This is a genomic window from Caulobacter sp. GW821-FHT10E02, assembly GCF_059415225.1.
In genome coordinates, this window is record NZ_JBWKMV010000002.1 from 1108579 (window position 1) to 1133094 (window position 24516).

Genomic DNA, 24516 nt, shown 5'->3' on the forward strand with positions numbered 1-24516 from the left:
TTGCATCCCCGCTTCCCCGCACGTAACTCCCCCGGACCATGACCACGGCCAAGATCTGCGGACTATCGACCCCCGAGACGGTGAAGGCCGCCTTCGATGGCGGGGCGGCGTTCCTGGGCTTTGTCTTCTTCGAGAAGAGCCCGCGCAATGTCGCGCCGGAAACGGCCGCTCGCCTGATCGAACCGGTGCGCGGTCGCGGCGTGAAGACCGTCGCCGTCACGGTTGATCCCGACGACGCCCTGATCGACCGCCTGATGGCGACCATGCAACCCGACCTGATCCAGGTGCACGGCAAGGAGACGCCTTCGCGGGTCCGCGAGATCGCCGCCCGGGCCGGCGTCGGCGTCATCAAGGCCTTCTCGGTCTCCAGCGCCTCGGATGTCGACCAGGCCAAGGCCTTCGACACCGTCGCCGAGCACCTGATGTTCGACGCCAAGCCGGTGGAAGGTTCCGCCCTGCCCGGCGGCACCGGCGCACGGTTCGACTGGGGACTGCTGGAAGGCCGGCGGTTTTCTCGCCCGCATTTCCTGGCCGGGGGGCTCGATCCGTGGAACGTGGCCGAGGCCATCAAGACCTCCGGAACCCCCATTATCGACGTTTCCTCTGGCGTGGAGCGCGGTCCGGGCCTAAAGGACCCCGCTCTGATCACGGCGTTTCTCGACGCCGTCAAACGCGCGTAGCTGTTGGATGAGCCTTTGAACGCCCCCCAAAAGCCTAACGACTGGTCCGCCTATCCGGACGCCAAGGGCCGCTTCGGCGACTACGGCGGCCTCTATGTGGCCGAGACGCTGATGCCGCTCGTGTTGGAGCTGGACCGCGCCTACACGGAAGCCAAGAACGATCCGAGCTTCCAGAAGGAGCTGAAGGGCTACCTGACCCACTACGTGGGCCGGCCCTCGCCGCTCTATTTCGCCGAACGGCTCTCGAAGCACCTCGGCGGCGCGAAGATCTATTTCAAGCGCGAAGAGCTGAATCACACCGGCGCGCACAAGATCAACAACTGCATGGGCCAGATCCTGCTGGCCCAGCGCATGGGCAAGACCCGGATCATCGCCGAGACCGGCGCCGGCCAGCACGGCGTGGCCTCGGCCACCGTCACGGCCCGCTTCGGCCTGCCCTGCGTCGTCTATATGGGCGCCGTCGACGTCGCCCGGCAAAAGCCCAACGTCTTCCGCATGAACCTGCTGGGCGCCGAAGTGCGACCGGTGACCTCGGGCGCGGCGACCCTGAAGGACGCCATGAACGAGGCGATGCGTGACTGGGTCACCAACGTCGACGACACCTACTACATGATCGGCACCGCCGCGGGTCCGCATCCCTATCCGGCCATGGTTCGCGACTTCCAGGCGGTGATCGGCAGCGAAACTCGCGAGCAGATCCAGGAACTGGAAGGCCGCCTTCCAGACGCCGTCGTCGCCTGCGTGGGCGGGGGTTCGAACGCCATCGGCATGTTCCATCCTTTCCTGGCCGACGAGAGCGTCAAGATCTACGGCGTCGAGGCCTCGGGCCACGGCCTGGAGACCGACAAGCACGCCGCGTCGCTGACCGGCGGCCGCCCGGGCGTCCTGCACGGCAACAAGACCTACCTGCTGCAGGACGAGGACGGCCAGATCCTGGACGCCCACTCGATCTCGGCGGGCCTGGACTATCCGGGCATCGGTCCGGAGCACTCGTTCCTGCACGACATCGGCCGCGCCCAGTACCTGACCTGCACCGACGACGAGGCCCTGAAGGCCTTCCAGCTGTGCGCCGAGCTCGAGGGCATCATCCCGGCCCTGGAAAGCGCCCACGCCATCGCCAAGCTGCCGCAGCTGGCCAAGGAGATCGGCGAGGGCGGCGTGATCGTGCTCTGCCTGTCGGGCCGGGGCGACAAGGACATCTTCACCGTGGCCGACGCCCTCGGGCGGACGATCTAGAGTTCGCATGACCAAGGACCGTATCGACCGTCGCTTCGCGGCGCTGAAGGCCGAGGGCCGCGCCGCTTTCGTGGCTTACGTCATGGCCGGCGATCCGGACGCGGCGACCGCGCTCGAGATCGTCAAGGGCCTGCCGGGCGCGGGCGCCGACCTGATCGAGCTGGGCTTCCCGTTCTCGGACCCGATGGCCGAGGGCCCGACCATTCAGCGCGCCAGCCAGCGCGCCCTGGCCCAGAAGATGACGCTGAACGGCACGCTGGACATTGTCCGATCGTTCCGTGAAGGCGACCAGGACACGCCGATCATCCTGATGGGCTATCTCAATCCGCTGGTGAATCGCGGCTTCGAGACCTTCGCCAAGCAAGCCAACGAAGCCGGCGTCGACGGCCTGATCGTCGTCGATTGCCCGCCGGAAGAGGCCGATCCGCTGTCGGACGCGCTGGAGGCTGAAGGCCTCGCTTTGATCCGCCTGGCCTCGCCGACCACCGACGACAAGCGCCTGCCGGCCGTGATCCGCCGCACCTCGGGCTTCGTCTATTACGTCTCGGTCGCGGGTGTGACCGGGGTGAAGGAAGCCAATGCCGACGCGGTGGCCCCGGCGGTCGAGCGCATCCGCAAGGCCTCGGGCCTGCCGGTCGCGGTCGGCTTCGGCATCCGCACGCCGGAACGCGCCGCCGAGGTGGCCCGTGTGGCCGACGCCGCCGTCGTGGGCTCTGTGCTCGTCGACGAGATTGAGTCGGCGGCCAAGTTGAACGAAAACGTGACCGAGAAGGTTCTTCTCAAGGCGTCGGAGCTGGCTAAGGCTGTGCGTTCGGCGCGAGTCGGGACGAAGTGAGGCTCTAAGGCTATGGCTATGGCTGAACCCCAGGACCCGAAAAAGGGCGATAAGAAAGTGGCGACGGACCGCCGAGGCGGCTGGCTGTCGCGGATCGCACCGGGCGTGCGCGGCGCGTTCGCCAAGCGCGAGACGCCCGAGAACCTCTGGGTTAAGTGCCCCGACACGGGCGAGATGATCTTCCGCTCCGACCTGGAGGCGGCCCTGTGGGTCACGCCGGCCGGTCGTCACATGCGGATCGGGCCGGAAGCCCGCTTCAAGTTCACCTTCGACGACGGCCAGTACGAGGCCCTGCCGACCCCGGCCGTGCCGGAAGACCCGCTGAAGTTCTCGGACGGCAAGCCCTACAAGGATCGCCTGATCGCGGCCCGCAAGGCCACCGGCGAGCCGGACGCCATGGCCATCGGCTATGGCAAGGTCGCTGGCGTCGACGCCGTGGTGCTGGTCCAGGACTTCGCCTTCATGGGCGGTTCGTTGGGCATGGCCGCGGGCGAGGGCTTCATCGCCGCCGCCCAGGCCGCCGTGGCCCGTGAAGTGCCGCTGATCGCCTTCACCGCCGCCGGCGGCGCCCGCATGCAGGAAGGCGCGCTGTCGCTGATGCAGATGGCCCGCACGACCCTGGCCATCAACGAGCTGAAGGACGCGGCCCTGCCGTACGTCGTGGTCCTCACCGACCCGACCACCGGCGGCGTCACCGCCTCCTACGCCATGCTCGGCGACATCCACTTGGCCGAGCCGGGCGCCCTGATCGGCTTTGCCGGTCCGCGCGTCATCGAGCAGACCATTCGCGAGACCCTGCCGCCGGGCTTCCAGCGGTCGGAATACCTCGTGGAAAAGGGCATGGTCGATCGCGTCACGCACCGCAAGGAACTCCCCGAGGTGCTGGGCTCGGTGCTGGGTACCCTGATGATGGGCCGCAACCGCAAAGCCGCCTGAGCTCGGGCTTGACCGACCACCTCCGCGCCCACGACGCCGCCCTCGCGCGGCTCCAGGCGCTGCATCCCAAGCTGATCGACCTGTCGCTGGACCGGATGAAGCGGCTGTGCGCCGCCTTGGGCGATCCGCAGGACCGCCTGCCGCCGGTGATCCACGTGGCCGGCACCAACGGCAAGGGCTCGACGGTCGCTTATCTGCGGAGCATGGCCGAGGCGGCGGGCTTGAAGGTTCACGTCTTCACCTCACCGCACCTGGTCCGCTTCGCCGAGCGCATCCGCCTGGCCGGGACACTGATTACAGATGATCACCTGGCCGATGTGCTGGACCGCGTCGAGGCGGCAAACGCCGGCTTGCCGATCACCTTCTTCGAGATCACCACGGCCGCCGCCTTCGTCGCCTTCGCCGAGGTCCCGGCTGATCTCTGCATCGTCGAGGTCGGGCTGGGCGGGATCCTGGACGCCACCAATGTCGTCACGCCCAAGGTCAGCGTCATCGCCCCGGTCGACATCGATCACCGCGAGTTCCTCGGCGACACCCTCGGCAAGATCGCGGTCGAGAAGGCCGGGATCATCAAGCGGGGCGCGCCCGCCGTCTCGGCGCGCCAGCAGGAAGACGCCGAGACCGTGATCGAGGCCGCCGCCGAACGGGCCGGCGTTCCGCTGACCCTGATGGGCCGAGACTTCGACGCCTGGAACGAGCGCGGCCGGCTGCTGGTGCAGATGGAAGACCGCCTGCTGGACCTGCCCGCGCCCTCGCTGCCCGGTGACCACCAGTTCGCCAATGCCGGCCTCGCCGTCGCCGCCTTGCTGACCCTGGCCGATCCGCGCATCGACGAGGCGGCCATGGGGCGCGGGATCGCTTCCACCGTCTGGCCGGCCCGCTTCCAGCGCCTGACCGCCGGCCCGCTAGCCGAGCGCGCCAAGGCGGCCGGGGCCGATCTTTGGCTGGACGGCGGCCACAACCCGCACGCCGGCCGCGCCGTCTCCCGCGCCGTCGCCGATCTGGCCGCCCGCGACGGCCGGCCGGTGGCGCTGATCGCGGGCTTGCTGGCCAACAAGGACGCCACCGGCTTCTTCGGCGCCTTCCGGGGCGTGGCGGCCAAGGTCTTCACCGTCACCTTCGAAGGCCACGCCGCCGCCAGCGCCGCCGACACGGCCGCCGCCGCCGAACTGGCCGGCTTGCGCGCCTCGGCCTGCGACAGCGTCGAAGCCGCCCTCGACAAAGCCTTGGCCATGGACCCCGTGCCGCACGTCCTGATCTGCGGTTCGCTCTACCTGGCCGGCGAGGTGCTGGCGATGAGCCCAGAGACTTGGCCCGTCTAAGCGCGTAAGGCTGGTCCCACGCCGATAGGGCGGCTCGGCCGGCCGGACACCTCGGCGGGCGCGTTCGCCCTGGCAGGAACCGCCGATGGCCAAGGGTCAGAAGAAGTCCAACAAAGAAGTCCGCAAACCGAAGGCCGAGAAGAAGGCTCCGCCGGTCTCGGTCTCGCCGTTCATCGTCACGGGAAAGAAGTGACGGCCCGTAGGGGCTTGAACGCAAAAACGCCCGCCCCGGAAACCGGAGCGGGCGTCTTCAATTCAGCTGTAAGAGCTGCTTAGGCCGGTTGGACGCCGGCTTCGTTCAGCCATTCCAGGATCTTCTGCTTGGGCATGGCGCCGACCTTCATCGAGGTCATTTGGCCATCGCGGAACAGCATCATGGTCGGGATGCCGCGGACGCCGTAGCGCGACGGGGTCGTCGGGCTGTCCTCGATATTGACCTTGGCGACGGTGACGACGTCGGCCAGTTCTTCCGAGATCTGCTCCAGCGCCGGGGCGATCTGCTTACACGGACCGCACCATTCGGCCCAGAAGTCGACCAGCACGGGCTTGCTGGCCTTCAGGACGTCGGATTCGAAGGTGGCGTCGGTCACCACAACGGTGCTCATGGCTTGCTCCAGTCTGGCGTCACGCGGCGACGCGGAGGACGCGATAAGGTCAATGTGCCCGGATTCGTTCCGGACGCTTGCGGAAGATGTAGGGCGACATGGGCCGTCCGGCAACGGGATCAGGTCAGTCGCGCCAGCGCCTGGGCCATCACCTTTTCTGGAACCGGCATCAGTTTGGGGCCGTCCGTCCACACCAAAGCGGCTTCGACTGTCCTTCCGGGGAACACCTCGCGCAGCACGGCGGCATAGACCGCCATCTGGGCCAGATAGGCCGGATCGGCGTCCTCGATCTGGTCGGGCGAGGGACGATTGGTCTTGTAATCGACGACCAGCACCCGACCCTCGTCGACCACCAGCCGATCCACGCGGCCCGAGACGGCCAGGCCTTTCGGCAGATGGGCGCTGGTCCCGGCCAGGGCGACCTCGGCGCGAGAGCCAGGGCCGAACACGGCGGAAAAGCGCGCATCGTCCAGCACACCGAACGCGGCGGCGGCCATTTCCTCGCGCTGCTCGCCGGTCAGGTCGCGCTCGGCGGCCAGCAGGCGGCCGGCGGCGATGGCCCGCTGCTCCGGCGCGACGTCGGGCAGCAGCTGCAGCAGCTTGTGGACGATCTCGCCTCGCCGATAGCGGCCCAGGCCCGAGACGCGAGCCAGCGGCGAGGGGGCCGGGACCCGGGCATTGTCCTCGATCCGTGATGGTGCGGCGTAGCGAGCGGCGGCCGGCTCCGGCGGAGCCTCGGCCTTGATCCAGGCCGGCGCGGTCGCCGGAACGCGGACATATTCTTCGACACCCGGCGCGGCCACCGGATCGGGGCCGTAGCGCAGGAAGCCGGTCTCCTCGTCGCCGATCAGCCGTACCTCGGGCTGGATGTCGGCATGGGCGAAGGCGGCGCGGGCGGCGGCGTACCAGCCGCCGACCTTGTCATCCTTGGTGCGGGCGTCGATGCGGCCGCACAGGATCAGCCGGTCCCGGGCCCGGGTCAGGGCCACGTACAGCAGGCGCAGGGCCTCCTGGCTTTCCTTGTCTTCGCGTAAGCGTCGGGCCTTGGCCGAGGCGTCGCAGTCGCCCTTGCCGCTGGTGGCCCACAGCAGGCCGCCGTCCTCGGTGACCAGCAGCGGCGAGCCGCCGGCCCCGCGCTTCACGGTGGTTTCGGGCAGGAAGACGATCGGCGCCTCCAGGCCCTTGGAGCCGTGGGCGGTCATGACCCGCACCTCGCGTCGGGCGCCTTCCATCTCGCGCTTGACCACGATGTCGAGCGCGGCGAAGTCGGCGACCAGGGCCTCAAGGTCGCGGACGCCCCGCTGCTCGGCTTCCATGACCTGGGCCAGGAATTCGTCGAGCGCTTCCTCGGCTTCCGCGCCCAGGCGGGTCAGCACCTTGGCGCGGTGCGAGCGGCCGGCGGCGTCGGTCAGGCCCAGCCAGCCGGCGAAGAACTCGAACGGCTGACGCTTGCGACCCTCGGTGAGCGCCCAGTCCAGCACGGTGCGCGCGGTGGCCCACGCGGGCTGCTCCTCGGCTTGGCGACGCAACTCCATCCACAGCGTGGCGCGGCGGCCCTTGGCCAGGGCGTAGACGTCCTCGTCGGTCAGGCCGCAGAACGGCGACTTCAGCAGCGCGGCCAGGGTCAGGTCGTCATCTGGGAACAGGATGAACCGCCCCAGGGCCAGCAGGTCCTCGAAGGCGATGTGGCTGGACAGCGAGAGGCGATCGGCCCCCGCCACCGGCACGCCGCGCCGCTTCAGGGCCCGGATGATCTCCTCGAACAGCACCTTGCGGCGGCGGACCAGGACGAGGATGTCGCCGGCGTGGGCGGCGCGATGGCGGCCGATCTCCTTGTCGAAGACAGCGTCGCCGCGCTCCAGGATCGTCTTCGTCTCGGCGGCGATGGCCTCGGCCAGGCGGCGGTTGGCGCTGCGCTCGCCCTCGGCGTCGACCGGCGCCTCCCAGGCCTCGCGCTCCTCACCGGGCAGCTCGCGTGTCAGGGGCCACAGATCGACGCAGCCCGGATGGCCATGGCGGAACAGTTCATGATGGACCAGGTCCATCCCCGTTGGCGGTGGAACAGCCGCATGGGTTTCCGGATCGGACAGGAGCGCATCGACGAAGCTCAACACCTCTCGGGTGGAGCGATAGGAGGTGGTCAGGGGAACGCTCTGGCCGCCGCCAGGGCGGACGGCTTCGATGCGAGCGATGTAGCCCTGCGTCTCCTCCAGAAGCCGCGTCGGATCAGCGCCCTGGAACGAGTAGATCGACTGCTTTTCGTCGCCCACGATGAAGAGGGTTCGCTCGGCGCGTCGACCGCTCCAGCCTTCTGAGGTCGCGCCAGCAAAGAAGTCGGCCGTCAGGGCGCTAAGAATCGCCCACTGTTCGGGCGCGGTATCCTGGGCCTCGTCCAGCAGGATGTGGTCGATGCCGCCATCCAGCTTGTAGAGCACCCAGGCGGCCTCGACCTTCTCGGTCAGCAGCACGCGGGTCTTGTCGATCAGGTCGGTGAAGTCGAGCGCGCCGCGGGCGTCCTTCTCGATCCGGTGCGAGGTCACGTACAGCACCGCCAGCCGCAGGGCGCCCTCGGTATCCTCGGCCACCTTGGCGGCCCGGACCCGCTCGCGGGCGGCCTCCAGCTTGGCCTGGTCCAGCACCAGCGCCTCGCGCAGGTCCTCGCGGCTCTTCAAGCCCGAGGTCTTGCCCGGCCAGGTCGCCGGCGTGCCTTCGCCGCCTTCGGTGAACAGGGCGCGGAGGGCGAGATCCAGCGTCGCATCCGGATCGCGGGCCACGGCGGCGAGGGCCTCGGCATATTTGGCGTCAGCCTTGCCGCCGCCGTCGAACAGCACCGTGGCCGCCGCGCGCCACGCGCCGAGGTCGAGCCGCGCCATGGCCTGGGCCGCGAGGTCAGCGGCCGAGCTCGGCGCGTCGAAGCCACAGCGCGTCCAGGCGTCGGCGACCGCTTCCTGCAGCCCGCCGCACTTGGTGACATAGGCCATGATCTGACCGCGCCGCGCCTCGAAGCCCGCGAACATGTTTTCGAAGCTCTGGAAGTCGAGCGCCACGGAGAAGCGGGCATAGGCTTCGGCGTAGGCGTCCTCGTGCGTATCGACCCACTTGGCCGTGGCGCGGCGGGCGGCGCGGGCGATGGCGGCGCCGGCCTGGTCGTCCATCACCGTGAAGCCGGGCGACACGCCGGCCTCCAGGGGAAAGCGCCGCAGCAGCTTTTCGCAGAAGGCGTGGATGGTCTGGATCTTCAGGCCGCCCGGCGTCTCCAGCGCCTTGGCGAACAGGGCGCGGGCGTTGGAAAGGCCCTTGGCGTCGTAGATCGCTTCCGCTTCGCCCACCAGCTTGACCAGTTCGACCCGCAGGTCGGCGTCGCTGGTCACCGACCACTTGCCCAGGCGCTCGAACAGGCGGCGCTGCATCTCGGCGGCGGCGGCCTTGGTATAGGTGACGCACAGGATCGCCTGCGGTTCGACCCCGGCCAGCAGCAGGCGCGCGACCCGGTCGATCAGGGTCTTGGTCTTGCCCGAGCCGGCATTGGCGGTGACGAAGGCCGAGATCGTCGGATCGGCGGCGACGCGCTGGGGATCGTAAGCGCTCATTCGCCGTCCCCGTCATCGCCGCTGGTCGACCATTCGAACACCCGCGCCAGGTGGGCGTAGTCGCCGGGGTGCTCCTTGACGAACTGCGGCGCGACCCGCGAGCGGTAGGGCTCGTCTGGGTCATCATAGCGGGCGATCAGGGTCGAGAGGCCTTCCAGGGCCTTGTTGGCGGCGGCGCTGCTTTCCTCGCCGGCCAGGGCGCGGACTTGCTCTTCGCCCGCCGGCTTGCGGCCGGTGACGCGGACATAGGTCAGGTCGCCGGGCGTCGGCTTGCCCAGGTCCGGGAAGCCGCCGTGCATCAGGATCGCCGCCGTCAGGGTCAGCTGCGGCGAAAAGCCGGTGTCGACTTGCTTCTGCGACGGCGCGGCGCCGGTCTTGTAGTCGAGGATGTGGGCGGTCCCGTCGGCGGTCGGCTCCAGGCGGTCGGCCTTGGCCGTCAACGTGAAGGGGCGGCCGTTGATGCTGAGCTGGAGCTCGCCGGCGGCCTCGACGACGACCTTGCGGGCCGTGGTCCGGCGCGAGCGTTCCCAGTCGGCGACCCACAGGGCGGCTTCGCGGGCCAGGGCCTTTTCCCGGGTCAGGGCCGTGGGCGGCATGCCGGCCGTGATCAGGGCCTCGATATAGAAGGCCTCGAACACGCCGGCGGCTTCGAGCGGCACGGCGTCGGGGTAGGTCTCGGCGAACTTCTCGAAGGCGGCGTGGATCGCCGTGCCTCGCGCCCGTGCCTCGACCGGCTCGTCGGGACGCTCCAGCGGATAGAGCTTGAGGATGTCGCGGGCCCAGACGGCGTAGGGATCGCGGGTCAGGGCCTCGACGCGGGTTACGGCCATCTTGCGCGGGCGGTCCTCGACCGGCGGCGTTGGGGCCGGGCGGCCGATCGGGGCATAGGGATCGGGCGCGTCGAGGGCGCGGACCCAGTCCAGCACATCGTCGCGGCGGGGCAGAGCGAGGCCCGCCCCAGCGGCCAGGGTCTTCAGTCGCCACAGCCAGCGCGACTCGACGGCCGGCGCGCCGCCGCGCCGTTCGCAGTGGACCAGCACCACATCCGGCGCGCTGGCGGCCTGGGCGAAGTCGTGGGCGGTCAGGCCGATCTTGCGCTCGGGCGGCGGTAGGCCCAAGCGCTGGCGCATCGGCCGCGACAGGAACGGATCGATCGGCGCGCCCTGCGGCCAGACGCCTTCCTCGAGTCCCGCCAGCACCAGGCGGTCGGCGCGGACCAGACGGGCCTCGATGGCGCCCAGGATGCGGAGGCGAGGGTGCGTGGCGCCGCCGACCCGGACCGTCTCCTCGTTGACCAGACGGTCGAGGATGTCGGCGAAGGCCTGGGGCGAGGCGTCGGGCAGGGGCTCGCCGTCCTGGATCAGCGCGGCCATCAGCCCGCCCAGGCTCTCGCCGGCGCCGCCGGCCCACAGGCGGTTGACCGCGATCAGGCCCTCCAGCGCCTCGACCAGCGCCTGGGCGGCGCGGCAGGGCGGGGCGAAGTTGTCGATGTAGGGGCTGGCGGCGTGGTCGATGGCGGCCAGGACGCGGTCGACCAAGGCCAGGGCTTCGGGCGCATCCTTCAGCCGAGCGCGCAGAACCTCTTTCGAGCCCGGCGCGGCGCCGCGCAGGCCCTTGCGCTCCAGCATGGCGGCGGCCGGCGCCTCGTCCTCGCCCAGCACCAGCGGATGCTTGGCGAAGGCCAGCAGGCGGACGGGATTGAGCGGCTCCTCGACCAGTCGCGCCAGGTGCAGGGCCAGGATCGCCGAGCCGGCGGCGGCCAGCGGCGCGCCGGCCGAGCTGTCGGGGATGACGCCCCAGCGCTGCAGGCGGGTCATGACCCGGCGGGCCAGGGTCTGGTCGGGGGTGACGAGGGCGGCGGTGCGCTCCGGGTCCTCCAGCGCCTCGCGCAGCAGCAGGGCGCAAGCGCCGGCGGCCTCCTCCTCGGCGCGGGCGGCGATGACCGAGAAGCCGGTCAGGCCCTCGGCGACGGGGTCGAGGTCGGGAGCCTCGGCGCGCAGGGCGGCGATCTGGGCCAGCCAGTCGGCGGTGGCCTCGGCCGGGCGTAGGGCCTCGTTGACGATCCGTCGGCGCCAGCGGCCTCGGCTGTCGACATCGGGGACCCAGGCGCGGACCTCCGAGCGGTCGACGCCGGCCCGGTCCAGCAGGCGCTTCATCGCGCCCTGCGGATGCTGCTCGCCCTGGGAGCCCTCGATCTGGGTCCAGGCGCTGTCGGCCAGGTCTTCGTCGAGGCCCGGCAGGACCACGGCGCCCTTCGGGGCGGCGGCGACGACGCGCAGCAGGTCGGCGGTGGCGGGCGCGGTACCGGTCGAGCCGGCGGCGACCAGCACCTCGGTCGGCGGGTTCTCGGCCCACTGCTTCTCCAAGGCGCGCAGCAGCTTCACCCGGCGCTCGGAGACGTCGATCAGGCCCAGGGCGTCCAGGCGCTTGGGCCAGGCGGTCAGCACGCCTTTCAGGAACCGCGCCGAGACCTGCCAGTGCTGGGCCAGGTCGCCTTCGGCCAGGCCGTCCAGCCGGTCGGCGAACGGGACCTCCTCGATCTGGCAGCTGTCAAGAAAGTCCGACAGGGCCTTGGCCAGTTCCAGCGCCTGGACCGGGCCGGGCTTGAACGACAGCTTGTCGCCGTGATCGACGACCAGCCGCGCCAGCTCGAACCGGCGACGGCGCGAGGAGATGGCCGGCGGCAGGTCCAGGGCGAGGTCGCCCGGCTCGAACGGCGGCTCGCCCTCGTCGAGATCGCCCAGCGGCCGGATCTGCGGCAGCAGCAAAGCGCGCCCGCCGCCGACGGCGAGGAAGGCGTCGGCCAGGGCGCGAGCGCCGCGCCGGGTCGGGGTCAGGACGGTGGCGCGGGGCAGGGCCTCGGGACCCAGCGGCTCCAGGGCGTTCAGCAGGCCACGCGCCAGGTCGTCGACGAACGGGCGGTGGGCGGGGATCGAGAACCAGCGCGGCCCCTCACGCTCGAAGAAGGGGGCCGGTCCGGTCATCCCTCTGAAAGTCTCGCTTCGGCCGCCAGCTTCGCGTCGGGGTCGCCGACATGCATCCAGAGTCCGTCGGGGGCGACGCCGTGGACGCGGTGGTCGGTCGCCAGCCGCTTCCACAGCGGCAACAACGAGAACGGCCCCTCCGGCCCGTCAGCCGTAATCGCCGGCTTGCAGATGTGGACGCCGACATAAACCAGCGGCGCGGTCTCGCCAGGTTTCTTGAAGCGGACGACGCCGTCATTGAGGAACACGTCGCCGGTGTCGTGGAAGCCCAGCGACTGCGTGGTCGAGGCCAGCATCAGGCAGACGTCCATTGCCTCCGGATTCCAGGCCGCGGCCACGGCGTCGATGGCCGCGCCGCCGTGCTCGATCCAGACGGAGTCGATATTGGCCACGAACACGGGGCCTTCACCCAGCAGCGGCAAGGCGTGCTTGATGCCGCCGCCGGTCTCCAGGGCCTGGGGGCGTTCGTCGGAGATGACGATGCGGGGGCCGAGACCCTTGGCCTCGCGGGCCTTCAGGTGGGCTTCGACCAGGTCGGCGAAATAGTGGACATTGACCACGGCGGTCTCGACCCCGGCGGCGGCCAGGCGGTCCAGCATGTGGTCGATCAGCGCCTTGCCGTGGACCTCGACCAGGGCCTTGGGCCGGTCGTTGGTCAGCGGGCGCATGCGGGTGCCGAGGCCGGCGGCCAGCACCATCGCGACTTTGGGAGCATTCATCGGCGGGCCTCGGCGGGAACGTACTGGTCGAACCAGGCCTTGAGGCCGGTCATGGCCGGATCGCTCAGATTGCGTTCCAGATAGCGCCAGGTGCGCGGCATGAAGGCCTCGTACTGGCGGCGTCCCAGCAGGGCCTGGCGGGCGAAGACCCGGCCCAGGATGCGGGCGGCGTTCGAGGCGGCGAGCGCCCGGTAGTCGGCGATGAAGGCTTCGCGGTCGACGCCCGGGCGGGCGGCCAGGTAGCGGTCGAGCATGGCCGCCTCCAGTTCCGGCGAAACGTCGCGGCGGGCGTCCTGCAGCAGGTGGGTCAGGTCCCAGGCCGGGTGGGCGCGCAGGGCGTCCTGGAAGTCCAGCAGGCCGACGCGGGCGACGCCGTCGCGGGCCGGCAGCCAGAGCAGGTTCTGGGCGTGGTAGTCGCGGTGCGTGAAGACGCTGGCCCCGGCCTCGCCGCGCACCCAGACGGGCGCCCATAGCGCGTCCCACTCGGCCACGGCCTGCGGGCTGAAGGCCGGGATGCCGGCGAACTGCGGCCACCATTCCAGGAAGGTGTCGGTGGCGTGCTTCAGGGCCAGGGTGTCGTAGGTCAGCAGCGGCCAGCGGACGTCATCGACGGCCAGCACGTCCGGTGGCGTCTCGGCGTGCAGAGCGACTTGGAGATCTACAGCGGCTTCGTACAGCGGATGCTCGTCCTGGCCCTCGGCGATCAAGGTGGCGTAGAGGCCATCGCCCAAGTCCTCCAGCACGGCCAGGCCCTGGGCGACGTCATAGGCGAAGATGCGCGGGGCCGAGAGGCCGCGCTGGCGCAGATAGTCCGCCGTCGCCACGAAGGCCCCGACCGATCCAGCGGCCAGGCGCGCGGCGGCGTTGTAGCCCAAGGCTAGGCGCTCGGCGTCCGTGGCGCCCGGCGGACAGACGACGCTTTCCAGCGCCGGCGGCTGGTCCATGAAGATGAAGTTCTCGTCCCCACGATGCAGCCGCTCATAGGCCCGCGTCGAGGCGTCGCCGCCCAGGCTTTCACGGCGGACGTCGCCGAAGCCATTGGCCGAAAGGAACGCGGCCTTCGCCGTCTCGCGCTCAGAACTCAAGATCACGTCCTTCGAAACCGCCATGCCGCACGATGACCGCGCGTCGCGCGTCGCCATCCAGGGCGATGTCTATATCGAGCCGAGTCGGGGGCAAACGCCCTTCGAGCCGCTGGGGCCATTCGATCAGGGCGACGCCGCTGTCCAGGGCCTCGTCCAGGCCGATCTCATAGGCCTCGTCGGGATCCGACAGACGGTAGAGGTCGAAGTGGGCGAGGGGGAAGGCGGCCGTCTCGTAGAACTGCACCAGGGTGAAGGTCGGGCTGGGCACCTCCTCGTCCGGCGTGGTCAGGGCGCGGATCAGGGCGCGGGCCAGGGTCGACTTGCCGGCCCCCAGCGGACCGGTCAGGCACAGGGCGTCGCCGGGGCGCAGGGATGCCGCCAGCTTGCGGCCCAGGTCCTGGGTCGCGGCCTCGTCGGCGAGGAAGAGTTCTGTCACGTCGGGCGGCTCGTCGGGTCGATGGGCAATGCGCGCTCCACATAGCGCTTCAGCGCCTCCGTGGCTTCTGTCGCGTCACCGGGCAAGGCCTCGGGATCGATCGGCGCCCCGACGATCAGCGAGAAGCGCCGGCCCTTCTTGTTCAACAGCTCGTGGAAGAGGGTGATGTCGCGCATCTCCTTCCAGCGCTTGTCGAACAGGTGGAACAGGTTAGAGCGCGGGCCGGTCAGGTGGATCGGCACGATCGGCGCGGCGTATTTGCGGGCGAGCGAGACGGCCGAGGCCATCCAGGGCGGGTCGGTCAGGACGCCGGCCTTGTCCTCCATGGCCAGGCGCCCGGCCGGGAAGATCATCAGGGCGCGCTCGGCCTCCATGGCGTCGCGGGTCATGGACAGGGTCACCCGCATCCGCTCGCGGCTGCGCTTTTCCTCGACCCACTCGACCGGGATCAGCACCTCGTCGAAGCGGCGGCAGACGCGATGGGCGTCGGCATTGGCGTAGAAGACGACGTCGGGCCGCCGGGCCTTGATCGCGTCGTACACGGCGACGCCGTCGCCGATGCCGGTCGGATGGTTGGACACCAGGATGCAGCGGCCCCGGGCGGGCAGGTTCTCCAGCCCCGAGACCTCGACTTTCAGAGCCAGCAAGTCGGAGACATGGTCCAGCGCCGCGCGGCCGCCCAGCTGGCAGATCGTTTCCGCCATCCGCCGGGCCTTGCGATAGTCCAGCATCCGATAGACGACCAGCCGGACGAGCGGCCAGATCGGCGACCCCGTCAGGCGCGGCGCGCGCTCGGCGATCAGGGTGTCGATGATGTGGGGCTCGGGCGTCTTTCGCGCCCCGACCACCCCGACGGCCGGAACATGAACCATGACGGGAGCTTAGGCCGCGTCGGCGAGGCTGTCAGCCGGCAGGTGACGCATGGGCGGGCTTCCATTGAAGGCCCTCACGCGCTAACCGCACTGGCGATGCCGACATCCCTACGCACCGCCTATCGCGAGCGCCTGGCCCAGGGCGAGATCCGGCCCGACGTGGCCCAGGCCGCCGCCGTCGACGCTCTGTCCCGGCTGGAAGCCGATCTCGACAACGCCGGCGAGCCCGGCTTCTCGCTGTTCGGCCGCAAGCCCAAGAGCCAGCGCGGTGTCTACCTCTGGGGACCGGTTGGGCGCGGCAAGTCCATGCTGATGGACCTGTTCTTCGACAGCGCCCCGATCGCCAAGAAGCGCCGCATTCACTTCCACGCCTTCATGGCCGAGGTCCACGCCGACATCGACGCCTGGCGCAAGGGCGACGCGGCGGCCCGCAAGGCGCGCTTCGGCCAGCACAAGGGCGACGATCCGATCGTCCCGACCGCCGAGCTGATCGCCCAGAATGCGCGCCTGCTGTGCTTCGACGAGCTGCAGGTCACCGACATCGCCGACGCCATGATCCTGGGGCGGCTGTTCGAAGCGCTGTTCGCGCGCGGCGTCACCCTGGTGGCGACCTCGAACCGGCCGCCGGACGACCTCTACAAGGACGGCCTCAACCGCCAGCTCTTCACGCCGTTCATCGCCATGTTGAAGGACGCGATGGACGTCGTCGCCATCCGTGGCCCGGTCGACTTCCGCCTGGACCGCCTGCGGGCGGCCCGCACCTGGCTGGCGCCGAACGACAAGGCCAACCAGGCCGAGTTCGAGCGGCTGTGGACCGACATGCTGGATGGAACGCCCGAGACCGGCGCGACGCTGGAGGTGCTGGGCCGCAAGATGCGTCTGCCGCGCGCCGCCGGCGGCATGCTGCGCTCGTCCTTCGCCAGCCTGTGCCAGCAGGCTCTGGGCCCGCAGGACTATCTGGCGATCGCCGAGCGCTTCCACACCATCTTCCTGGAAGACATTCCGCGCCTGACGCCTGACCGGCGCGACGCGGCCAAGCGCTTCAACACGCTGATCGACGCGCTCTACGAGGCCGACGCCAAGCTGGTGGCCCTGGCCGACGCCGAGCCGGAAGCGCTCTATCCCGAGGGCGACGGGGCCTTCGAATTCGAGCGCACGGTGTCGCGCCTGCAGGAGATGCGCTCGGCCGATTATGTGGCGCGGGTTCGGGACTAGGAGACAGAGATGACCGTCAAAGATCGCCTCCGGGTCCACGAGACCAAGCTGCTCTCCGACAACTGGTACGTCCTGAAGACGACGAGCTTCGACTGGAAGCGGCGCGACGGGACGTGGCAGACGCAGCATCGCGAGCACTACGACCGCGGCAACGGAGCGGCGCTGTTGCCCTACAACCTGGAAAACCGGACGGTGCTGCTGGTGAAGCAGTTCCGCTATCCGGCCTTCGTCAACGGCTATGACGACCTGCTGATCGAGGCGGCCGCTGGCCTGCTGGACGACGCCGAGCCGGAGGTCCGCATCCGCGCCGAGGTCGAGGAGGAGCTGGGCTATCGCCTGGGTGAAGTCCGCAAGGTGTTCGAGGCCTTCATGAGCCCGGGCTCGGTGACCGAGATCCTGCACTTCTTCGTCGCCGAGTACGACGCGGCCATGCGGATCGGCGACGGCGGCGGCCATCCCGACGAGGGTGAGGACATCGAGGTGCTGGAGCCGACGATCGACGAGGCCCTGGCCATGATCGCCGACGGCCGCATCCGCGACGCCAAGACCATCATGCTGTTGCAGCACCTGGCCCTGACGGTGTTCCGCTAGTCGAAGTCCCTGGCGAGCGGCACTTCGAAGCGCACGACCAAGCCTTCCTCGCCGTAGTCCGTCTCGATGGTCCCGCGCAGTTCGCTGGTGATGCTGCGCTCGATCAGGCGGGAGCCGAAGCTCTTGCGCTCGGGATGGCGGGCGGCCGGGCCGCCACGCTCGCGCCAGGCGAAGCTCAGGGTGTCGCCGGCGTCGGACAGGGTCCAGTCCAGCAGCAGGCGGCCAGCGCCGGTCGACAGCGCCCCGTACTTGGCGGCGTTGGTGGCCAGCTCGTGGAACACCATGCCCAGCGACAGGGCCACCCGCGCGGGCAGATGAACATCCGGCCCGTCGACGCGGATGCGCTCGGCGCCATAGGGGCCAAGCTCCTGGAGCAGGATCTGCTTGAGGCCGGCTCCGGCCCACTGGCTGTCGGTCAGGGCGTTGTGGGTCTGGGACAGGGCCAGCAGCCGCGCCTCGAACGCGGCGGCGAAGGTCTCGGGCGTGCTGGCGCCGCGTAGGGTCTGCTGGGCGATGGCCTGGACCGTGGCCAGGGTGTTCTTCACGCGGTGGTTCAGCTCGTCCAGCAGCAGGCGCTGGCGCTGGTTGGCCAGGACCCGGTCGGTCATGTCCGAACCCTCGACGAAGACGCCCGAGACCGAGCCGTCGGCCTCGACGATCGGCTGGTAGATGAAGTCGAGGAAGCGCTCCTCGGGCGCCTCGCCGGCCTTGCGGACCAGCATGACCGGGACCTCGCGGCCGATGAACGGCTCGCTCGAACGGCGCACCTCGTCAAGCAGCTCGATGAATCCCTGGTCGCGGATCTCGGGCAGGGCCTCGGCCAAGGGGCGACCCACCACGTCCTGCCGGCCGATCAGGCGCAGATAGGCCTCGTTGGCGAAGTCGAAGATGTGGTCGGACCCGCGCAGGATGGCGACGAAGCTGGGCGCGCGCATGAACAGGCGGCGGATCTGGACGCTCTGCGACTGCAGGGCCTCGACGCGGCGGAGCACCGAGTCGCCGAGCATGGCGGTGGTCGGCGGCGCTTCGGGGCGGAAGGCGTTGTCCTTCAGCTTGCGCAGCTCGGTGATGTCCTGGGTGTTCTGCAACACGAAGCCGCGCCCGTCCGCCCCAGGCACATAGGTGTGGGTGGCGCTCCAGTAGCTGTCATAGAGGCCGCCCTCGGCGCCGGCGCGCGGGATGGCGTAGTGCAGCATGGCGATCACGTCGGTCTGGCCGGTGTCGCGCGTGCGCAGGATCGACTCTTCCAGCAGCCGGCGGCTCTCGCCCTCGGACGGGAAGGCGTCGAAGACGTAGCGGCCCAGCAGCTCGTCGCGGCGGCGGCTGGTGACGTCCAGATAGGCCTGGTTCATTTCGACGATGACCAGGTCGTGGTCCATCATCATGTACGGGGTCGATATCCGATCGAACACCGCTCTGAAATCGATCGGACTCTTCATGGCCCTGGACGCATTTCCCCCTGAAACGACCGATCGTAACGCAACCTTGGCCTTAGGGGTTCCTTAACCTACCCGGAGCGGGACTGAGAACGTTTCTCAACACGGCCCCGTTTAATTGACACCCCCGCCCTCGCGCTTAAAAGCATCCCGCAACGCACAAAGGCTACTGAGGTTGGACCTCCTATGACCGACACGAGCCGGGGGCTGCCTGAGCGCCCGATGTCACCGCACCTTCAAGTGTGGCGTTGGCATATCACCATGGCCTGCTCGATCCTGCACCGCGGCTGCATCGTCGGCCTGTGGGTCGGCGCCGTGATCCTGGCCGCCTGGGCCGCGGCGGTCGCCGCTGGTCCCGAGGCCTATGCCGGCTTCCTGAGCATCCTGGGCTCGCCGATCGGCAAGTTGGTGCTGTTGGGCGAGACCTTTGCCGTGTTCTTCAACATCGCCTACACCATCCGCCAGACCTTCTGGGACGCCGGCAAGGGCTTCGCCCCGCGCATCGCCGACATGACCGGCGCCATGGCGATCGCCTTCGCGGTCGTGGCGACGATCGTCACCTGGGTCATCGCCGGCGCGAACGGAGCGTTCTGATGAGCAGCAACAAGGATCTCTTCCAGCCGATCCAGTTCCGCACCCCGCTGTCACGGGCCCGCGGCCTGGGCGCCTCGCGTCACGGCGTGTCGCACTTCATCACCGAGCGCGTCTCGGGCCTGGCCCTGGCGCCGCTGAGCGTCTGGGGCGTGTTCGCCGCCCTGAAGATGATCGGCGCCGACCAGCACACCGTGGCGGCCTGGATCGGCCAGCCCCTGAACGCCGTGCTGCTGGGCCTGCTGCTGATCTCGGCCCTGATCCACCTGTCGAACGCGGTCCAGGTGGTCATCGAGGACTACATCGAGCGCTTCACGAGCAAGTCGGCCCTGGTGATCGGCAACCTGTTCGTCTGCGTGCTCGCCGGCGCCGTCGGGATCTTCTCGATCCTGAAGGTGGCCCTGACCGTGACCGGAGCCCATTGATGTCGGCCTACAAGTTCATCGACCACAAGTTCGACGTCGTCGTCGTCGGCGCCGGCGGCTCGGGTCTCCGCGCCGCCCTGGGCGCGGCGCAGGCCGGCCTGAAGACCGCCTGCATCACCAAGGTGTTCCCGACCCGCAGCCACACCGTGGCCGCGCAAGGCGGTATCTCGGCCTCGCTGGGCAATATGGGCCAGGACGACTGGCGCTGGCACATGTTCGACACCGTCAAGGGTTCGGACTGGCTGGGCGACCAGGACGCCATCGAGTACCTGACCCGCAACGCCCCGGCGGCGGTCTATGAGCTCGAGCACTGGGGCGTGCCCTTCTCGCGCACGGCCGACGGCAAGATCTATCAGCGCGCCTTCGGCGGCATGACCAAGAACTACGGCGAAGGCCCGATCCAGCGCACCTGCGCGGCGGCCGACCGTACGGGTCACGCCATGCTGCACACGATGTACGGCCAGTCGCTGGCCCACGACACCGAGTTCTTCATCGAGTACTTCGCCCTCGACCTGATCATGGACGACGGCGTCTGTCGCGGCGTGACGGCGTGGAAGCTGGACGACGGCACTCTGCACCGCTTCCAGGCTCAGACGGTGATCCTGGCCACGGGCGGTTACGGCCGCGCCTACTTCTCGGCCACCTCGGCCCACACCTGCACGGGCGACGGCAACGCCATGGCGCTGCGCGCCGGCCTGCCGCTGCAGGACATGGAATTCGTGCAGTTCCACCCCACCGGCATCTACGGCGCCGGCTGCCTCATTACTGAAGGCGCGCGCGGCGAAGGCGGCTACCTGACCAACTCGGAAGGTGAGCGCTTCATGGAGCGCTACGCGCCGTCGGTGAAGGACCTGGCGCCCCGCGACATGGTCAGCCGCGCGATGACCATCGAGATCCGCGAAGGTCGCGGCGTGGGCCCGAACAAGGACCACATCTTCCTGCACCTGGATCACCTGGATCCGAAGATTCTGCACGAGCGCCTGCCGGGCATCTCGGAGACCGCCAAGGTCTTCGCCGGCGTCGACGTGACCAAGGCTCCGATCCCGGTGCTGCCGACCGTCCACTACAACATGGGCGGCATCCCGACGAACTATCACGGCGAAGTTGTCACCAAGTCGGGCGACAACCCCGACCAGGTGATCCCGGGCCTGATGGCCGTGGGCGAAGCCGCCTGCGTGTCGGTGCACGGCGCCAACCGCCTGGGCTCGAACTCGCTGATCGACCTGGTGGTCTTCGGTCGTGCTGCCGCGCTTCGCTGCGCCGAGGTCCTGACCCCGGGCGCCAAGCAGCCGGAACTGAAGGACGCCTGGACCGACGGCCACGTCGCCCGCTTCGACAAGTTCCGCAACGCCTCGGGCTCGACCGGCACCGCCGAACTGCGCCTCGAAATGCAGAAGGCCATGCAGGAGGACGCCGCGGTGTTCCGCACCGGCGAGAGCCTGGTCAGCGGCGTGCAGCGTCTCGCCGAGGTCTGGAAGAAGAAGGCCGACATCAAGGTCAACGATCGGGGTCTGGTGTGGAACACCGACCTGATGGAGACCCTGGAGTTCGACAACCTGATCAGCCAGGCGGTGGTCACGGTGAACGGCGCGGTCAACCGCACCGAAAGCCGCGGCGCCCACGCCCGCGAGGACTTCTCGAGCCGCGACGACGCCGAGTGGATGAAGCACACCCTAGCCTGGCTCGACATGGAGTCCGGCGCGGTGAAGATCGATTACCGCCCGGTGCACAGCTACACGATGTCCGACGACATCGCCTACATCCCGCCGAAGCAACGGGTCTACTGAGGGTACGATGGTCGAACTCGCACTCCCCAAGAACTCGCAGGTCAAGTCGGGCAAGCACTGGCCGGCCGCCGCGGGCGCCAAGAAGGTCAAGACCTTCAAGATCTACCGCTACGATCCGGAAGCGGGCGGCAATCCGCGTTGGGACACCTACGACGTCGATATGGACGCCGTCGGCCCGATGGTCCTGGACGCCCTGCTCTATATCAAGAACAACATCGACCCGACCCTGGCCTTCCGCCGGTCGTGCCGGGAAGGCGTCTGCGGCTCGTGCTCGATGAACATCGGCGGCCGCAACACCCTGGCCTGCACGCATGGCTGGGCCGAGGTTCCGGGCAAGGCCGTCCAGATCAGCCCGCTGCCGCACCTGCCGGTGGTCAAGGACCTGATCCCGGACCTGACGCTGTTCTACGCGCAGTACGCCTCGATCGAGCCGTGGCTGCACACCGATACGCCCGAGCCGCAGACCGAGTGGAAGCAGTCGCCGGACGACCGCGCGAAGCTCGACGGTCTCTATGAGTGCATCCTCTGCGCCTGCTGCTCGACCTCGTGCCCCAGCTACTGGTGGAACGGCGACAAGTATCTGGGCCCGGCGGCCCTGCTGCACGCCTATCGCTGGCTGATCGACAGCCGCGACGAAGCGACCGGCGACCGCCTCGATGCGCTTGAGGATCCCTTCAAGCTGTATCGCTGCCACACGATCATGAACTGCGCCCAAGTCTGCCCGAAGGGTCTGAACCCGGCCAAAGCCATCGCCGAGATCAAGAAGATGATGGTCGAGCGCGTCGTCTGACGGGCTCTCTATAGAGACAAACGCGGGGCGGCTTCGGAAACGGGCCGCCCCGTTCTATATCGGCCTCTATCGAAGGCGCTTGCCAATAGGTGACGCCGGCGTCATTTTTGACGAAAGGGAGGGCGTCGTTGAGCGCTGAAGCCAATCAGAACGCATGCGTCGTCATCGTCGGCGCGGGTCATGCCGGCGGCTCGGCCGCGGCGTTCCTGCGTCAGTACGGTCACGAGGGCCGTATCGTCCTGATCGGCGACGAGCCGCTGCTGCCCTATCAGCGCCCCCCGCTCTCGAAAGCCTGGCTGAAGGGCGAGGCCGACGCCGACTCGCTCTCGCTGAAGCCGGCCGAATGGTACGCCGACAATAATGTCTCCCTGCGCCTCGAAGGCGTGGCCGAGCGGATCAACCGCTCGGAGAAGACGGTGACCCTCGCGTCGGGCGAGGCGATTTCCTACGACTTCCTCATCCTGGCCACCGGCGCCCGCGCCCGCGAACTGCCGATCCCCGGTTCCGACCTGGCCGGCGTCCTGGCCCTGCGCACGGCGGCCGACGCCGAGTTGCTCAAGCACGCTCTGGGACCGGACAAGCGCCTGGCTGTGATTGGCGGCGGCTATGTCGGCCTGGAAGCGGCGGCCTCTGCCCGCGCTCTGGGCAGTCACGCCATGGTCGTCGAGCGTGAGAGCCGGGTGCTGGCCCGCGTCGCCTGCGAGACCCTGTCGCTGTTCTTCCAGGACTATCACGGCAAGCGCGGCGTCGCGTTCGAGCTGAACGCCGGGGTCGCGGGTTTCGAAGGCGAGAACGGCCACGTCACCGGCGTGAAGTTCTCCGACGGCCGTGTGGTCGCCTGCGACGTCGCCCTGGTCGGCGTCGGCGCGGTGCCCAATGACGAGCTAGCCAAGGATGCAGGTCTCGAGACCGCCAATGGCGTGGTCGTCGATCTGGAGGCGCGGACCGCTGACCCGTCGATCTTCGCGATCGGCGACGTCACCCATCGTCCGCTCCCTTTATATGAGCGTCAGTTCCGCCTCGAATCCGTGCCGAACGCCCTGGAGCAGGCCAAGCAGGCCGCCTCGGCGATCCTCGGCCGGCCGGGTCCTTCTCCGGAAGTGCCGTGGTTCTGGTCCGACCAGTATGATCTGAAGCTGCAGATCGCCGGCCTGCCGTTCGAGGCCGACCGCCAGATCGTGCGCGGCGACGTCGCCGCCGCCAGGTTCGCGGTCTTCCATCTGAAGGGCGACCTGCTGCAGGCCGTCGAGGCTGTCAATGCGCCGCCCGAGTTCATGGCCGGCAAGCAGCTGATCGCCAAGCGCACGCCGGTCGATGCGACCAAGCTCGCCGATCCGTCGGTGTCCATGAAAGAGGTGGCGGCTTAGGTCGCCCTATAGAGAGAAGCCTCCAGGGGTAACGGGAAACAGATGGCCAAGATCACCTACATCGAACACGACGGCACGGAACACGCCCTCGACGTGAAGCCGGGCCTGACCGTCATGGAAGGCGCCGTGAAGAACAACGTGCCGGGCATCGACGCCGACTGCGGCGGCGCGTGCGCCTGTGCGACCTGCCACGTCTATGTCGATGACGCCTGGCTCTCCAAGACTGGCGACAAGTCAGCCATGGAAGAGTCGATGCTGGACTTCGCCGAGAACGTCGAGCCCAACAGCCGCCTGTCGTGCCAGATCAAGGTGAGCGACGCGCTGGACGGCTTGATCGTCCGCCTGCCGGAAAGCCAGCACTAGTACAAGAGGCTGGAGTCCGCCCAAGCCTCTAAGGGACGGGCTCCAGAGCGCGGCATTAGTCACGGCGTCAAAAGAGCGTCGTTATATTGTCGCGAGGGGGTTGCCAGTCGCCGGGACGGGGACTAGATCAACGCCTCGCTCGGAACGGCATCGCGACCGGACGACGCGGCCCCCGAAAGGGAGTTGCATCGGTCCAGACGCTTCGCTAGAAACCGCGCTCCAATCGACTCGATGACGGATCCGCAAAGGGCGGCCACGGTGGCCCTGGGATCCTTCTTTTGTCTCTTCGCTCCCCGGGTTTCCGGAGTTCGAAAAAGCCGAAAAGAGTTGGTTGACTTCGGAATGGCTCCTCTTTAGAAGCGCCGCTCCGATGCATCGCCGCCAAGACTTCGCAAGAAATCAGCGGCGCGATGCAAGGTTAGGCAAGTAATCGTTTTGAAGTTTCTTCGAAATAATCGCTTGACTGACTTGGGTGGCTTCTCTAAGAAGCGCCCTCCGAGAAATACCGAAAAGTTCCTTCGGGGCTTTCAAGTGTTTCTCTCCAGTCTGGTTCTTCTTTTCTTTGAAAAGATCACTTGACTGGTTCTGGTGGTTTCTTTAGAAGCTGCCGGCTCTGCCGAAGACCTCCGGGTTGGTTGGCGGATGGGTCAA

The 24516-nt window shown here is 68.9% G+C and carries 22 protein-coding genes; 14 read left to right on the top strand and 8 right to left on the bottom strand.

Annotated elements, in window-relative coordinates; all coding sequences use genetic code 11:
- Nucleotides 1-38: 38 nt before the first annotated feature.
- The 6 genes from AC07NI_RS15105 to AC07NI_RS15130 all read left to right on the top strand — a co-directional run bounded on the left by AC07NI_RS15105 (nt 39) and on the right by AC07NI_RS15130 (nt 5202).
- On the top strand, nt 39-680 hold the full coding sequence (locus AC07NI_RS15105) for a phosphoribosylanthranilate isomerase (protein WP_494620449.1): 642 nt from the start codon (nt 39-41) through the stop codon (nt 678-680).
- Between the two features lie 15 nt (nt 681-695).
- Nucleotides 696-1916: a tryptophan synthase subunit beta gene (trpB, locus tag AC07NI_RS15110; RefSeq protein ID WP_494620451.1), complete on the top strand. Its 1221-nt coding sequence runs from the start codon at nt 696-698 to the stop codon at nt 1914-1916.
- Nucleotides 1917-1923: 7 nt separating this feature from the next.
- A complete protein-coding gene (trpA, locus tag AC07NI_RS15115) occupies nt 1924-2751 on the top strand; it encodes a tryptophan synthase subunit alpha (protein WP_494620453.1) in 828 nt (275 codons plus the stop codon).
- A gap of 12 nt (nt 2752-2763) precedes the next feature.
- Entirely contained in the window at nt 2764-3687 is a 924-nt protein-coding gene (locus AC07NI_RS15120) for an acetyl-CoA carboxylase carboxyltransferase subunit beta (RefSeq protein WP_494620455.1), read from the top strand.
- Between the two features lie 8 nt (nt 3688-3695).
- Nucleotides 3696-5009: a bifunctional folylpolyglutamate synthase/dihydrofolate synthase gene (locus tag AC07NI_RS15125; RefSeq protein ID WP_494620457.1), complete on the top strand. Its 1314-nt coding sequence runs from the start codon at nt 3696-3698 to the stop codon at nt 5007-5009.
- Nucleotides 5010-5094: 85 nt separating this feature from the next.
- Nucleotides 5095-5202 (top strand): hypothetical protein, encoded by a 108-nt coding sequence (locus AC07NI_RS15130; protein ID WP_492083984.1) that lies wholly within the window; start codon nt 5095-5097, stop codon nt 5200-5202.
- Nucleotides 5203-5281: 79 nt separating this feature from the next.
- On the opposite strand, the gene trxA is transcribed toward AC07NI_RS15130, so the two are convergent.
- The 7 genes from trxA to AC07NI_RS15165 all read right to left on the bottom strand — a co-directional run bounded on the left by trxA (nt 5282) and on the right by AC07NI_RS15165 (nt 15300).
- The gene (gene trxA / locus AC07NI_RS15135) at nt 5282-5614 is read right to left on the bottom strand and encodes a thioredoxin (RefSeq protein WP_013077346.1); all 333 of its coding nucleotides are present in this window, start codon (nt 5612-5614) and stop codon (nt 5282-5284) included.
- Nucleotides 5615-5733: 119 nt separating this feature from the next.
- Nucleotides 5734-9204, bottom strand: coding sequence for a double-strand break repair helicase AddA (gene addA / locus AC07NI_RS15140; RefSeq protein ID WP_494620460.1), 3471 nt, complete (start codon nt 9202-9204; stop codon nt 5734-5736).
- Nucleotides 9201-12188 carry a double-strand break repair protein AddB gene (gene addB / locus AC07NI_RS15145; RefSeq protein ID WP_494620462.1) on the bottom strand — a complete coding sequence of 996 codons (2988 nt, stop codon included), beginning with the start codon at nt 12186-12188 and terminating at the stop codon, nt 9201-9203. The genes addA and addB overlap by 4 nt, the downstream gene beginning before the upstream one ends.
- Nucleotides 12185-12907, bottom strand: coding sequence for an N-acetylmuramate alpha-1-phosphate uridylyltransferase MurU (gene murU / locus AC07NI_RS15150; protein WP_494620464.1), 723 nt, complete (start codon nt 12905-12907; stop codon nt 12185-12187). Before murU ends, addB begins: the two co-directional genes overlap by 4 nt.
- A complete protein-coding gene (gene amgK / locus AC07NI_RS15155; protein ID WP_494620466.1) occupies nt 12904-13992 on the bottom strand; it encodes an N-acetylmuramate/N-acetylglucosamine kinase AmgK in 1089 nt (362 codons plus the stop codon). The genes murU and amgK overlap by 4 nt, the downstream gene beginning before the upstream one ends.
- Nucleotides 13982-14428 (bottom strand): tRNA (adenosine(37)-N6)-threonylcarbamoyltransferase complex ATPase subunit type 1 TsaE, encoded by a 447-nt coding sequence (gene tsaE, locus AC07NI_RS15160; RefSeq protein WP_494620468.1) that lies wholly within the window; start codon nt 14426-14428, stop codon nt 13982-13984. Before tsaE ends, amgK begins: the two co-directional genes overlap by 11 nt.
- Nucleotides 14425-15300 (bottom strand): GNAT family N-acetyltransferase, encoded by an 876-nt coding sequence (locus tag AC07NI_RS15165; RefSeq protein WP_494620470.1) that lies wholly within the window; start codon nt 15298-15300, stop codon nt 14425-14427. Before AC07NI_RS15165 ends, tsaE begins: the two co-directional genes overlap by 4 nt.
- A 96-nt stretch (nt 15301-15396) precedes the next feature.
- On the opposite strand from AC07NI_RS15165, the gene zapE reads away from it, so the two are divergent.
- Entirely contained in the window at nt 15397-16515 is a 1119-nt protein-coding gene (gene zapE / locus AC07NI_RS15170) for a cell division protein ZapE (protein ID WP_494620472.1), read from the top strand.
- A 9-nt stretch (nt 16516-16524) separates the two neighbouring features.
- A complete protein-coding gene (locus tag AC07NI_RS15175; protein WP_494620474.1) occupies nt 16525-17106 on the top strand; it encodes a GDP-mannose pyrophosphatase in 582 nt (193 codons plus the stop codon).
- On the opposite strand, the gene AC07NI_RS15180 is transcribed toward AC07NI_RS15175, so the two are convergent.
- On the bottom strand, nt 17103-18545 hold the full coding sequence (locus AC07NI_RS15180) for a sensor histidine kinase (protein ID WP_494620476.1): 1443 nt from the start codon (nt 18543-18545) through the stop codon (nt 17103-17105). The genes AC07NI_RS15175 and AC07NI_RS15180 overlap by 4 nt on opposite strands.
- A gap of 183 nt (nt 18546-18728) precedes the next feature.
- On the opposite strand from AC07NI_RS15180, the gene sdhC reads away from it, so the two are divergent.
- The 6 genes from sdhC to AC07NI_RS15210 all read left to right on the top strand — a co-directional run bounded on the left by sdhC (nt 18729) and on the right by AC07NI_RS15210 (nt 23865).
- Entirely contained in the window at nt 18729-19136 is a 408-nt protein-coding gene (sdhC, locus tag AC07NI_RS15185; RefSeq protein ID WP_494620478.1) for a succinate dehydrogenase, cytochrome b556 subunit, read from the top strand.
- Entirely contained in the window at nt 19103-19558 is a 456-nt protein-coding gene (gene sdhD / locus AC07NI_RS15190) for a succinate dehydrogenase, hydrophobic membrane anchor protein (RefSeq protein WP_494620557.1), read from the top strand. The genes sdhC and sdhD overlap by 34 nt, the downstream gene beginning before the upstream one ends.
- Nucleotides 19558-21345 carry a succinate dehydrogenase flavoprotein subunit gene (gene sdhA, locus AC07NI_RS15195; RefSeq protein ID WP_494620480.1) on the top strand — a complete coding sequence of 596 codons (1788 nt, stop codon included), beginning with the start codon at nt 19558-19560 and terminating at the stop codon, nt 21343-21345. Before sdhD ends, sdhA begins: the two co-directional genes overlap by 1 nt.
- A gap of 7 nt (nt 21346-21352) precedes the next feature.
- A complete protein-coding gene (locus tag AC07NI_RS15200; RefSeq protein WP_494620482.1) occupies nt 21353-22135 on the top strand; it encodes a succinate dehydrogenase iron-sulfur subunit in 783 nt (260 codons plus the stop codon).
- Between the two features lie 128 nt (nt 22136-22263).
- Nucleotides 22264-23502, top strand: a complete 1239-nt coding sequence (locus tag AC07NI_RS15205; RefSeq protein ID WP_494620484.1) for an NAD(P)/FAD-dependent oxidoreductase — start codon at nt 22264-22266, stop codon at nt 23500-23502.
- A gap of 42 nt (nt 23503-23544) precedes the next feature.
- Nucleotides 23545-23865 (top strand): 2Fe-2S iron-sulfur cluster-binding protein, encoded by a 321-nt coding sequence (locus AC07NI_RS15210; RefSeq protein ID WP_494620486.1) that lies wholly within the window; start codon nt 23545-23547, stop codon nt 23863-23865.
- Nucleotides 23866-24516: the final 651 nt, after the last annotated feature.

Bases quoted from the DNA above. Each gene is read 5' to 3' on its own strand.
- zapE (WP_494620472.1), top strand. From the start codon at position 15,397: ATGCCGACATCCCTACGCACCGCCTATCGCGAGCGCCTGGCCCAGGGC.
- sdhA (WP_494620480.1), top strand. From the start codon at position 19,558: ATGTCGGCCTACAAGTTCATCGACCACAAGTTCGACGTCGTCGTCGTC.
- addA (WP_494620460.1), bottom strand. From the start codon at position 9,204: ATGAGCGCTTACGATCCCCAGCGCGTCGCCGCCGATCCGACGATCTCG.
- addB (WP_494620462.1), bottom strand. From the start codon at position 12,188: ATGACCGGACCGGCCCCCTTCTTCGAGCGTGAGGGGCCGCGCTGGTTC.
- sdhC (WP_494620478.1), top strand. From the start codon at position 18,729: ATGACCGACACGAGCCGGGGGCTGCCTGAGCGCCCGATGTCACCGCAC.
- trxA (WP_013077346.1), bottom strand. From the start codon at position 5,614: ATGAGCACCGTTGTGGTGACCGACGCCACCTTCGAATCCGACGTCCTG.
- AC07NI_RS15200 (WP_494620482.1), top strand. From the start codon at position 21,353: ATGGTCGAACTCGCACTCCCCAAGAACTCGCAGGTCAAGTCGGGCAAG.
- AC07NI_RS15105 (WP_494620449.1), top strand. From the start codon at position 39: ATGACCACGGCCAAGATCTGCGGACTATCGACCCCCGAGACGGTGAAG.
- AC07NI_RS15120 (WP_494620455.1), top strand. From the start codon at position 2,764: ATGGCTATGGCTGAACCCCAGGACCCGAAAAAGGGCGATAAGAAAGTG.
- AC07NI_RS15210 (WP_494620486.1), top strand. From the start codon at position 23,545: ATGGCCAAGATCACCTACATCGAACACGACGGCACGGAACACGCCCTC.
- AC07NI_RS15180 (WP_494620476.1), bottom strand. From the start codon at position 18,545: ATGAAGAGTCCGATCGATTTCAGAGCGGTGTTCGATCGGATATCGACC.
- AC07NI_RS15175 (WP_494620474.1), top strand. From the start codon at position 16,525: ATGACCGTCAAAGATCGCCTCCGGGTCCACGAGACCAAGCTGCTCTCC.
- AC07NI_RS15165 (WP_494620470.1), bottom strand. From the start codon at position 15,300: ATGGTTCATGTTCCGGCCGTCGGGGTGGTCGGGGCGCGAAAGACGCCC.
- murU (WP_494620464.1), bottom strand. From the start codon at position 12,907: ATGAATGCTCCCAAAGTCGCGATGGTGCTGGCCGCCGGCCTCGGCACC.
- trpA (WP_494620453.1), top strand. From the start codon at position 1,924: ATGACCAAGGACCGTATCGACCGTCGCTTCGCGGCGCTGAAGGCCGAG.
- AC07NI_RS15130 (WP_492083984.1), top strand. From the start codon at position 5,095: ATGGCCAAGGGTCAGAAGAAGTCCAACAAAGAAGTCCGCAAACCGAAG.